Below are 11,153 nucleotides of genomic sequence, written 5' to 3'. Positions count from 1 at the left end.
TTAAAATTCTAATAAAGGAGAGGAAAATGGTAAAAATAGGTGTTTTAACGATCAGTGATCGCGCTAGCGGTGGCGTTTACGAGGATTTAGGAGGCAAAGAAATAATTGCCGTGATGGATGATTGGCTAACTTGTGAGAAGCAGTATTTTTATGAAATAGTTCCAGATGAGCTGGAGCAGATCAAAGATAAGCTGATTTATCTTTGCGACGAAGCGGGTTGTGATTTGGTGCTAACCACGGGCGGTACGGGTCCTGCTCCGCGCGATGTAACGCCTGAAGCGACCGAAGCGGTAAGTGAGAAATTAATGCCAGGCTTTGGCGAACTAATGCGCGCAGAAAGCCAAAAGATCGTGCCTACGGCAATTTTATCGCGTCAGATAGCAGCGATCCGCAAAAAATCTCTAATTATAAACTTACCAGGCAATCCAAAAGCGATTAAAGAGTGCCTCCTGCCGGTATTTCCTGCCGTGCCGTATTGTATTGATCTAATGGGAGGAAATTACATAACAGCGGATGAAAATAAGATAAAAATATTTCGTCCTAAACGCAAATAATTCGCAAAATTTAGCAGGAATTAAATGATTTATGATATTATTTAGGTGCAAATTTAAGGAAAAATATGAAAATAAATCACAACGATATTTTGGAATTTCATAAGTATTTTAGCAAAATTAGCCACAGCAAAGGTCGTATCCGTATCCGCGTAAGTCCCAAAATTAGGGAGTTGCGAGATAGCGTGAGCGAGGAGAGCCTGAAGGCTAAAATAGCTGCAATTCGCGGGATAAAAGAGTATAAATTTAACTCTCTAATCGGCTCGCTGACGATTCATTATGATGAAAGCGTTTTCCCGATGCACCTTTGGGAGCAGTTTTTAAGCGGCATCAGTTCGCCTGAGCTAGTAGCGCTCGTAAATTCCAATATAGAGGCGATTTCTTGAGCGAAGAAGCATTGCGTAGCACCAAAAAATCGCGTAGAATTTCTAATAAATCTCGGAATTTAAATGAGGCTCAAATTGCAAATATCGCTCTTTTGCTCGAAAAAGAGGCACAAATTTTACAGTTTTATTCGTTGGGCGCAGTTAAATTTCAAGATAAAAAGCTAGGAGAAATTCTATCTTTACGAGCTGGATTACTTGAGCGGATGTTAGACTTTGCAAATTCTTGCGGGCTTGGCGTCACGCCTCCTGAAAATAGCAGTGAGGCACTGGCCGCAAAAGGTCTAAATGAGTTTTTGGCTTCGGCACTTTTGATAGAAAAAAGCTCTATGATGTTTTATGACGATCTAATTAATTCGTGCAAGAACGCGCAATTTAAAGAGCTGCTATATAAGGCGCAGGCGGTTTCGTATAATGAAATTTTGCCGATTTTAAAAGAATTAAATTCTAAATACGAGGCTGATTTAAATTCTTTGAATCTCACTGATTTATTAAATGAAATTTTAAAAAATCCGCAGGGATTAGAGCGGATATTTCAAAAATACGATTTGCAAAATATCTTAAATAGCGCATTTTCCAATTTAATTAAAGGAATTTTGCAGAAAAATTAAATTAGGATTGCAAAAATCTAAAAAAGTCGCTATAATATCAAAATCTATCTAAAGTTGATAAAATGACTTTATAATCTTAACACAAGGAGAATGAAATGCCGATCCCATTTCTAGCAGGTTTTGCGCTTGGTTGCGCGGCGGTTTACGCTTATAACAATCGAGATAAAATCAAAGAAGGTGCGAATAAAATCGTAAGTAGCAAAAGTGTCGAGGAGCTAAAAAATAGCGTCAAAGGCGGAGCGGAAAAATTAAGCAAAAAATCAAAAGAAATTTTTGCGGAAGCCAAAGAAGGCTTAGACGATGTTGCCGAAGCTGTAAAAAGCAAAAGAAAGTCTTGTAGTAAAAAAGCTGCGACAAGTAGCGCTAGCACTGAAACTAGCACTGCAAAAAAAACTAGAAAAAAACCGGGACCGAAACCGGGATTTAAAAGAACTAAAAAATCCACCGCGAGCTCTAAGACTGGCGAAACGCCGGTAGGTGAGATATCCGCAGCATCTACTACTCCGCTTAATATCCCGCAGATCGTAAAAATGGACGATAATTCTTCTGCTAAATTTACGTCCGCAGACGATAAATCAGAAAAATAGAGGCTTAAATGAATAGATCACTTACGACACAGCGTTCGCCGTTGGATCACGTTTTAAGCGGTGCTATAGCGGGGGCGATCGGCGGTTGCGCCGTAGAGCTCGTTAAAGCCAAAGAAGGCAAGAGCAAATCTAAAGCGATTCGCGATGCGCTAGATATTGCGCTAAGCGGCGGTATCATCGGCGGCGGAGCGATTTACAGTGCAAATAAGCTCGTACAAGGCGAGTATCTACGCGCAGCGGCAGGCGTCGCAGTATGCGTAGGCGCGCTCATTGCGGGTAGAAATTTTATTCTTAAGGTAGGCAATGAGTAATCCGTATATCACAAAAAAAGATTTGAAAGAAATTCTAGACGATTACGATTTTGGTGACAACAAATATGCTAGCGGCTCTGCGGGTAGCTTTGCCGGTGACGAAAAGCTCGGCGGTTGGGCTAAATGGATAAACGAACGGGTAAATTCTATGTCTTTTAATAGCTCTGCTTCCAGCAATAATTCGGATAGTAAAGATTCTACTGCTCAAAGCTCAAGCGACGTAAATTCTACTCAAAGCTCACAAAATTCCACTTCCGGTGGAATTTTTAATTCCTTGGGTGGCAGGCAAAACGCGAACGGCTTATTTGGTAGCAACTCATTTATCACAGGCATCGTTCTGGGGGCCGTAGCGACCTATTTTCTCACTGACGAAAACGCGCAAAAAAAGCTTTTTAAGCTCATCGCAAAGGGTACCGAGATGTTTCAGATGGGCATCGAAGAGATGAAGGAACGCTTCGAAGACGCTAAGGCAGAGATGCAAGAGTAGTTTATGCAAAATTTTAAAATTTTACATGAGACTAAAACTAGACTACGCATAAAGGTCGCGAGCTTTAAAGGGCTCGATACGAGCGCGCTGCAAAAAGCTGCTGCGAGGCTTGAAGGCGTAACGGAAGCTAGATTTAACGCTAAAATCGGCTCTTTGATCCTTAAGCTTGACGCAGGTGCAGATAAGGCAGGAATTCTAAAGCAACTTGAAGTTTTAAATTTAAGCGAGCTAAAATCAATTATCCCCTCTAGCCATAAAAATTTGCCAAGCAAAAACGAATTTATTTTAGCGCTTCTTGCGTTGGGCGGAAATTTAATCTTTCGCACTTCGCCTTTAGCGCGCGTATTTAGCATCGTAGCGTGCATGCCTATCTTAAAAGAGGGTATTAAAGAAAGCTTTCGTCACGGGCTTACTTCAAAGGGTTTGGAGGCTGCTGCTGTTGGGATTTCGCTCGCGCGCGGCGATGTATTTGCTGCAAACAGCACCAACGCTATGCTTGCTCTTGGCGAATATATGGAGGAGAGCACCGTTTATAAAAGTGACGATCTAATCCGCGAGCTCGCTCGCCCAGACATCACCGAGGCGTGGGTCGAGATAGATCAAAACGGCAAAAAAACCGAAGTCAAAATCGCCACTTCTAAGCTAAAAGTAGGCGATATCGTAGTCGTGGGTGCAGGCGATATCATAGCCGTGGATGGGCACGTCGTAAGCGGCGAAGCGATGATAAATCAAGCTAATATGACGGGCGAATCGGTCGCGGTGAAAAAATCTCGCGGCGATAGCGTGCTAAGCGGCACGATCGTGGAGGAGGGCAGGATCCGTATCTGGGCAGAAAACGTCGGCGAAAACACCTCCACGCAGCGCATCAAGCATTACATCACGGCATCTCTTAACGAGCGCTCCAGCATCGGCATGCATACGACTCACTTAGCCGACAAGCTCGTTCCGGTAACCTTCGGGCTTGCGGGCGTGTCCTATCTGATAAATCGAAATTTTATGAGCGTAGCTTCGGTGCTACAGGCGGATTACTCGTGCGCGCTTAAGCTGCCTACGCCGGTTGCTTTTAAATCAAGCATCTCAAAGGCGGGCAAAAACGGGATTTTAATCAAAGGCGCCAAGGCTCTTGAGTCGCTTGCGAGCGCCGACACCTTCGTATTCGATAAGACGGGCACGCTTACGTACGGCAACCTGGAGGTCGCCGAGATCATATCGTTTGACGAGCGCTTTAGCAAAAACGATATTTTAAATTTAACCGCGAGCGCCGAGGAGCATTACTTTCATCCCGTAGCCGAGGCGATCGTGGATGCTGCCAAAAAGCACGGTTTTATCCACAAACACCACGACGAGGTGGAATTCGTCGTTGCTCACGGCGTTAAGACCAGCATCGAGGGCAAAAAGCTCATCATCGGCTCGCGCCACTTCCTGGAGGATGACGAGATGATCTCGTTTGCGGCGCACGAAGAGACCATCGATCTTGCGATGCAAAAGGGGCTCGCGCTACTTTACATCGCATTTGACGGCAGACTTTTGGGGCTCATCGGGCTTAGAGACGAGGTGCGCGCAAACGCTCGCGCCGTCATCGCTAGGCTCCGTGAGCTAGGTGCAGAGCAGATCGTCATGCTAAGCGGCGACGTAAAATCAAAAGCCCGCGCCGTAGCCAAAAAGCTCGGCGTAGATCGCTATTATGGCGAGCTGCTGCCTACGCAAAAGACTGAAATTTTAGAGCAATTAAAAGCCGAGGGGCGGAAGGTGGTCTTCGTGGGCGACGGCATAAACGATGCGCCGAGCCTGATGAAGGCGGATATCGGCATCAGCATGCTAAACGGCGCCGAGATCGCCAAGGCTTCCGCGCAGATCGGGCTTTTAAAAAACGATATCGAGGGCGTCGCGCAGGTAAAGGCACTAGCTAACGACACGCTGCGGCTCGTAAATCGAAATTTCAACGCCACCGTGGGGATAAATTCGATCATTTTATTTTTGGCGACCTTCGGCACGCTAAGTCCCGTAGCTACGGCGCTGCTGCATAATGGCACGACGATAGGACTACTACTGAATTCTATCAAAGGGGTAAAATTTGAGCATTGAAGATAAAATTTTGGATCTAAATTTTCAGCGCAAAGCGGCTAAAGTGACGCTGGGAGTGAGTATGGGTATCACGGCTCTAACCGCGCTAAATATGAACTCGCGCATGTCGCAGCTGCATAAAGTTTCGGGTGCAGTGATGCTGGCAAGCGCGATCTGGCACGCTAGCCTTTACGGCTCGCCGTACAGCGAGTTTTTGCAAAATAGAAAAGCAAAGAGCAAGGGCAGAAAGAGATCCATAGCAAATTTAGCCTTGGAAAATCTGCCGGACGGTAAAAGCGCTCCTACAAAAAATGCGCCCCTAAAAAGAAAGCCTCGCGCACGCAAAAGCGCCTAGCGGCATAGTGCGTTGCGGCTTTTGAAAGTGCAAAGATAAACTTTAAAGCCGCTAAATTTCTTTAGACGCAGCCGCCGAATAAAACGTCGTAAGCGGTGAAATTTGCGCCGTTTGCGGCTAAATTTACTATTTTATTAATTATTTATCTATTTATCCATACAATTCCATCAAAATTTTAAGGAGAGACGATGAAATTAGTTTTATTGTTTTCAGTATTGGTTAGTCTTGCTTTGGGACTTGATTGCAGCGCCAAGACCTATTGCTCGCATTTTAGCAGCTGCGAAGAAGCGATGCAATATTTACGTGAGTGTGGCAGGGCTCAGGATGGCGGCACTCAGCATACCGATGGCGACGGCGACGGCGTGCCGTGCGAAAAACAGCTGTGCGGCCGTAATGGTCATAAATTTAGCGGATTTTCTAGCGCGCGCGATGAAAAGAGCGAAGTTTCAAATTTAAAGGGCGCTGCCGACTCATGCGGTGCGGAGAAATTTAATGGTAGCGTTATAGCTATAAAATTTGCTTCATAAGTGCGAAATTTTATCTCGGCGCATCTTTAAATTTATAATATAAAGCGCGCCGTGATCTAATGCCGCCGCGCTCGCTAAATTCGCAACGTTCGATTAAATTTTAATTATAAAAGAGCCGGTAAATTTTACGTTTTGCAGTTGCGGCGGCTCCGCTACTTAAATTTTAATCCGTAAACGCATCATAATATCCTTTAAATTTTTTCACCCGTCTTTACCTGCCGCAAATTTAAATTTCGCTACAATCGCTTTTTAAAATTTTGCGCCGAATGTGCGTAAAGAGGCTAAAAAGCCAAAAAAGCTAAATTTAAAGGATCAAGATGGATTTTCAAATAGACGCCGCAGACGGCGCGGCGCGCGCCTGCACGATCCGCACGGCGCACAGCACGATCCGCACCCCCGTTTTTATGCCGGTCGGCACCGTGGGTGCGGTCAAGGCGCTCGATGCGACGGACGTAGCGCAGCTTCTGGGCGCGCAGATCATCCTCGCTAACACCTATCACATGTATCTGCGCCCAGGCTCACGGGTAGTGGCGGAGTTCGGCGGGCTGCACGGATTTACGAAATTTCCCCGCAGCTTTCTGACCGACAGCGGCGGCTTTCAGGCTTTTAGCTTGCGCGCAAACACCAAAAACGACGAGGGCGGCATAAAATTTAAAAGCCACATCGACGGCAGCATGCATTATTTCACGCCGCGCTCAGTGCTGGATACGCAGTATGAGCTAAACTCCGATATTATGATGATTTTAGACGATTTAGTGGAGCTGCCGCGCGAGCCTGGCGCATTGAGCTTCGATGATAGATCGTGGCTTAAAAAGCGGATCGATCTAAGCGTTGCGCGCACGATAAAATGGGCTCGCGAAGCGATAGATTATCACGAGACCATGAAATCTCGCGGCCTGCACGCGCATCAAAACATCTTCGGTATCATCCAAGGCGGCACCGACCCGCAGGCGCGCAAATTTTGCGCCGAAGCGCTGTGCGAGATGAGCTTCGACGGGCTTGCGATCGGGGGGCTTAGCGTGGGTGAGAAAAACGAGCTGATGTACGAAACCGTAGAGGCCATGATGCCATACGTCGATGCGGCGCGCCCGCGATATTTGATGGGGGTCGGCACGCCCGAGGATCTCGTCGAAAACGTCGCTCGCGGCGTGGATATGTTCGACTGTGTGATGCCTACGCGCAATGCCCGCAACGGCACGCTATTTACAAGCTTCGGCAAGATCAGCATCAAAAACGCGGGCTTTATCAGCGATCACGATCCGATCGATCCGCACTGCGACTGCTACACGTGCAAACGCTTCAGCCGCGGCTACCTAAATCATCTATTTCGCGCGCACGAGCTTAGCTTTTATCGCCTCGCAAGCATTCACAATCTGCACTATTACCTGCGCCTTGCCGCGGATATGAGAGAGGCGATCATGCACGGGCGGTTTGCTGAGTTTAGGCGGGAATTCTACGCCGCACGAAACATAGCGCGGGATTAAATTTCGGCGGGCGAGGATGCGGAATTTAACGTGATAGTTAAATTTAGCCGCTGCGACGAGCGGAATTTTAATACGGCGCGGGCGGCTAAATTTAAACGCGACAAAATTTGGGCAGTGAAATTTTAAGAGCTGTGTAGCGTGGAGCTTGTAGCTTTAAATTTGATTTGAATCCGCGCTTAGACTTTGGCATCAATTATAGTTTTATTTTGGCAAAATTTTATTATGATAGAGCTATGTCTTGGAATTTCGCCGTAGAGTGCGATGTGAAATTTAGCTTTGAATTTCGCGCTGAATTGCGTGGATAAAATTCTGAGTTGATATGCGCTGAGCGCGCGAGATTTAAAGATGGATTTTAGCGGTAGGAATTTAGAGCTGCGATATCAATTGCCATGGATTTTGTCAAATAAAAAAAGAGGGGGAGGCATTGCATCGAAATTTCGCAGGCATTGGTGTTATTTTTGTAAGCGTGCATTAACGCGTATAAAAGACATATATTACTTTAGTGTGTGATTGCACCTACAATTGCGGAATTTTATTGCGATAAAATTTCAATGCGGTAGAATTTTACTTTGATAAAGTTAAAATCTCCGCTAAATTCTGCCTTCGTGCTAAATTTTGCAATGAAATTTTAAGCAGAATTCTATCATAGTAGAATTTCATCGTAACTAAATCTGCGGTAAAATTTTGTAAAATTATTTTTTAATCCACCTTAGCATACAAAATCCAAGGAAATAAAGCGGCGACATAACGATAAAAATTATGATGTATCTCCACGCCGTGCTCGCAAAAAATAGTCCCGTAAGCTCCATAAATTTCATCGACGCGCCAGTATAGCGGTCGCCGATGCCGATGAAAATAATAGCCGCGAGCTCTACGAGCAGCGCAGGAGCAAATAGGATCGAGCCTGCAGTTTTGAAAAATATAAACGCAAACGCCTTGAACTTATAATAAAACGAAATTAGCCCAAATCCGATCACGCCGCAGATGAAAATCTGCTCGAACTCATCCAGCCCCAGGCTCTTATCCTGCAGGATCGTAGAGATGACGCACAGGATGATAAAGACGTTGTAATTCGCCATTTGACGCATCGGGTATTGATCGTGCGTCGCTATGGAGAGTAGGTTTATCGCGCGGTTAAGCGGCAGCAGATAAAATAGTGCAAAACTAAGGAAAATCAGCAGGTCCATCACCATATAAACCGTATCTTGATTGACATAAGCTTCGATCTGCGAAAAAGATAGAAATATGCTTGCGATTTGCGAACGGAATATCAAAATAATGACTATTGGCGCTATGGGCAGGATTATGGATTTAAGCCCTTCCTTGCGGATAGATGAAGTATAAATTTTACTCTCGACGCTTTGCGTAGTGCGCAGATCGTCGGTTTGGACGAACTCAAATCCAAAGAATTTCGGTTTTTTTGCACTAGCAGGCTTGGCTTTGCGGTTAAATTTAAATTTATTAAATTTTTTTGCGACCTTCGTTTCTTTTACGGCAGATATATCGTTTGCAATATTTTCGGTGGAGCTTTGAAAGGATGGCGCTTCGGATATATTGTCTTCTCTAAAATCCTTATCGCCAAAAATTTCATCGTTTTGCTTTGCAGCTTCTTTTGGCTGTGGGGCTACTTTTTGCGCTACGCGGTCTTTGGATTTAGAGCCCTCGACGCGCTTTATATTTATCGCGCTGGATGCTAGTGTGTCGAAGCTTACCTCATCGCCGTCGGTTAGGCTAGGATCGCGCTCGCCTAGCATTTCGTAGCTATACTCGACCCCGCCCGTGGCGACTATGACATTTTCACCTCTGATAAATCCGATAAGTCTCATATACTAACATTCCCCGATTTTTTAATGAGAAATATTAGTCAAAATGAACTTAAAAAACGATTATTCTACGGTCACACTTTTGGCTAAATTCCGCGGCATATCTACGTCGTTGCCAAGTCTGACGGAGATTTCAAGAGCTAGAATTTGTAAAATTATCATCATCTCAAAAAACTCGCTCATCGCGTGACTCTGCTCGCTCGTTTTGATAAAATCATCCGCGATCTCGGGCTCTTCCGGGCTGATAGCTAAAATATACGCATCGCGCGCGGCAAGCTCCTCGACGTTGCTTTTGGTTTTTTCATAAAGCGCATTTTTAGGCATTAGCGCGATCGTAAAAAGATTGGAATCCGCAAGCGCGATCGGACCGTGTTTCATCTCGCCGCTCGGATAGCCCTCCGCGTGCAGATAGGAGATCTCTTTGAGCTTGAGCGCGCCCTCAAGAGCGAGTGGATAGAAAATATCGCGCCCAATAAAGAAAAAGCCGTGTCCGTGCAGGTAATGCTTGCTCATGCGGTAAATTTTATCCTGCAAGCCGTCTTTGATCTTTAAAATTTGCGGGATATGAAGCATCGCCGAAATTTCGCTCGCGTTGTTTTTGGCGGAGACGGTGCCGCGCAGATTTGCAAGATACACGACGAACATCCATAGCACCATAACCTGCGTCGCAAAAGCCTTCGTAGATGCTACCCCCTTTTCGATGCCTGCGCGGGTGAGGATCACGCTGCCTGCCATGCGCACGATTGAGCTATTATCGACGTTGCAGATCGCAAGCGTCCTAAGACCGGCTTTTTTAGCGATATGCAGCGCCTCTAGGGTATCGGCGGTCTCGCCGCTTTGCGAAATGACGATGAAAAGGGCGTTTTTATTCAAAAACGGCTCCTTGTAGCGGAACTCGCTGGCAACTTCTACTTTTGTGCGGATTTTGACTATGCGCTCAAAAAGATACGAGCTTACGAGCGCGGCGTGATAGCTCGTACCGCAGGCGCATAACACGACCTCGTCGATCCCCTCAAACAGCACCTCGTCAAGCTCGTCAAATTTTATCTTTCCGCCCTTGATTACGCGCCCCATCATCGTTTCGGTTACGACTTGCGCCTGCTCGTAAATTTCTTTTTCCATAAAAAATCTAAAGCCCTCTTTTTGCGCATAGCCTTTATCTTTCGGAAGCTCACTAAAGGCGCAATTATGCGGTTTAGAGTTTTTAAAAACGTCGATTTGTCCAAGCTTGGCAACGCCGTAAATTTGATCGTCCAGATACGCAGCCGTATTCGCAAGCCCGATGAGCGGAGCGTCCGAGGAGCTAAAGAAAATTTCGTTTTTATCGTTTTTTGCGACGATCAGCGGAGCTGCGTTTTTAGCAAAGAAAATTTCGCCAGGTGCTGCCTTGGTGATTAAAAGCGTAGCGTATGCGCCTTTTAGCCGTTTAATTGTGGCTTCATATGCCTTAAATGCGTCGTTGCTAGCCTTGAAATTTTTTTCAAAAAGATGCACGATTACTTCGGTATCGGTCTGGCTTAAAAATTTCACGCCGTCCGCTTCGAGCTCATCTTTTAGCTCGATGTAGTTTTCGATGATACCGTTATGCACGACGAAGCTAAAATCCCCAAAATGCGGATGCGCGTTAAGCTCGGTAGGCTTTCCGTGCGTCGCCCAGCGAGTATGCCCGATCGCAACGCCAAAGCCTTGCGAAGTGAAATCTTTCATCTTTTCTTCGAGATTATTCAGCTTGCCGACCGCTTTGAAATACTTTATATTCGCACTCTCGTCCATCACGGCAAGGCCCGCGCTGTCGTATCCTCGATATTCGAGTTCTTTCAGTCCGTTTATTATGATTTTTTTCTTCTCTTCATTTCCTATGTAGCCCACGATTCCACACATTTTGCTTTCCTTATTTGAAATTTGGCGCCCATTTTACTACGCTATTTTAAATTAACGAAATTCGGCTCTAAATTTAGTCCGCTTATCCG

At 45.7% G+C, this 11,153-nt stretch carries 12 protein-coding genes; 10 read left to right on the top strand and 2 right to left on the bottom strand.

The window, feature by feature from the left end; all coding sequences use genetic code 11:
- Positions 1–26 precede the first annotated feature (26 nt).
- The 10 genes from mog to tgt all read left to right on the top strand — a co-directional run bounded on the left by mog (position 27) and on the right by tgt (position 7,360).
- On the top strand, positions 27–554 hold the full coding sequence (mog, locus tag Q0323_RS07705) for a molybdopterin adenylyltransferase (protein WP_298053221.1): 528 nt from the start codon (positions 27–29) through the stop codon (positions 552–554).
- Positions 555–619: 65 nt separating this feature from the next.
- A complete protein-coding gene (locus Q0323_RS07700) occupies positions 620–937 on the top strand; it encodes an HMA2 domain-containing protein (protein ID WP_291936786.1) in 318 nt (105 codons plus the stop codon).
- Positions 934–1,545: a hypothetical protein gene (locus Q0323_RS07695; RefSeq protein ID WP_298053219.1), complete on the top strand. Its 612-nt coding sequence runs from the start codon at positions 934–936 to the stop codon at positions 1,543–1,545. The genes Q0323_RS07700 and Q0323_RS07695 overlap by 4 nt, the downstream gene beginning before the upstream one ends.
- A 95-nt stretch (positions 1,546–1,640) precedes the next feature.
- Entirely contained in the window at positions 1,641–2,132 is a 492-nt protein-coding gene (locus Q0323_RS07690; RefSeq protein ID WP_298053216.1) for a hypothetical protein, read from the top strand.
- 8 nt (positions 2,133–2,140) lie between these two features.
- Positions 2,141–2,443, top strand: coding sequence for a Cys/Met metabolism pyridoxal-phosphate-dependent enzyme (locus tag Q0323_RS07685; RefSeq protein WP_177386687.1), 303 nt, complete (start codon positions 2,141–2,143; stop codon positions 2,441–2,443).
- The gene (locus Q0323_RS07680; RefSeq protein WP_298053213.1) at positions 2,436–2,930 is read left to right on the top strand and encodes a hypothetical protein; all 495 of its coding nucleotides are present in this window, start codon (positions 2,436–2,438) and stop codon (positions 2,928–2,930) included. Before Q0323_RS07685 ends, Q0323_RS07680 begins: the two co-directional genes overlap by 8 nt.
- 3 nt (positions 2,931–2,933) lie before the next feature.
- Positions 2,934–5,015 (top strand): heavy metal translocating P-type ATPase, encoded by a 2,082-nt coding sequence (locus Q0323_RS07675; RefSeq protein ID WP_298053210.1) that lies wholly within the window; start codon positions 2,934–2,936, stop codon positions 5,013–5,015.
- Positions 5,005–5,349, top strand: a complete 345-nt coding sequence (locus Q0323_RS07670; protein WP_298053207.1) for a hypothetical protein — start codon at positions 5,005–5,007, stop codon at positions 5,347–5,349. The genes Q0323_RS07675 and Q0323_RS07670 overlap by 11 nt, the downstream gene beginning before the upstream one ends.
- A gap of 188 nt (positions 5,350–5,537) precedes the next feature.
- Positions 5,538–5,876, top strand: coding sequence for an excalibur calcium-binding domain-containing protein (locus Q0323_RS07665; protein ID WP_298053205.1), 339 nt, complete (start codon positions 5,538–5,540; stop codon positions 5,874–5,876).
- A 317-nt stretch (positions 5,877–6,193) separates the two neighbouring features.
- The gene (gene tgt, locus Q0323_RS07660; protein WP_298053202.1) at positions 6,194–7,360 is read left to right on the top strand and encodes a tRNA guanosine(34) transglycosylase Tgt; all 1,167 of its coding nucleotides are present in this window, start codon (positions 6,194–6,196) and stop codon (positions 7,358–7,360) included.
- 692 nt (positions 7,361–8,052) lie between these two features.
- Here the strand turns inward: tgt and Q0323_RS07655 are convergent.
- Positions 8,053–9,186 (bottom strand): hypothetical protein, encoded by a 1,134-nt coding sequence (locus Q0323_RS07655; RefSeq protein ID WP_298053200.1) that lies wholly within the window; start codon positions 9,184–9,186, stop codon positions 8,053–8,055.
- A gap of 60 nt (positions 9,187–9,246) precedes the next feature.
- Positions 9,247–11,064 (bottom strand): glutamine--fructose-6-phosphate transaminase (isomerizing), encoded by a 1,818-nt coding sequence (gene glmS / locus Q0323_RS07650; RefSeq protein WP_298053197.1) that lies wholly within the window; start codon positions 11,062–11,064, stop codon positions 9,247–9,249.
- Positions 11,065–11,153: the final 89 nt, after the last annotated feature.

This window comes from uncultured Campylobacter sp. (assembly GCF_938030145.1).
Taxonomy (GTDB): Bacteria; Campylobacterota; Campylobacteria; order Campylobacterales; family Campylobacteraceae; genus Campylobacter_B.
This window is presented reverse-complemented; position numbering and strand designations above follow the sequence as displayed.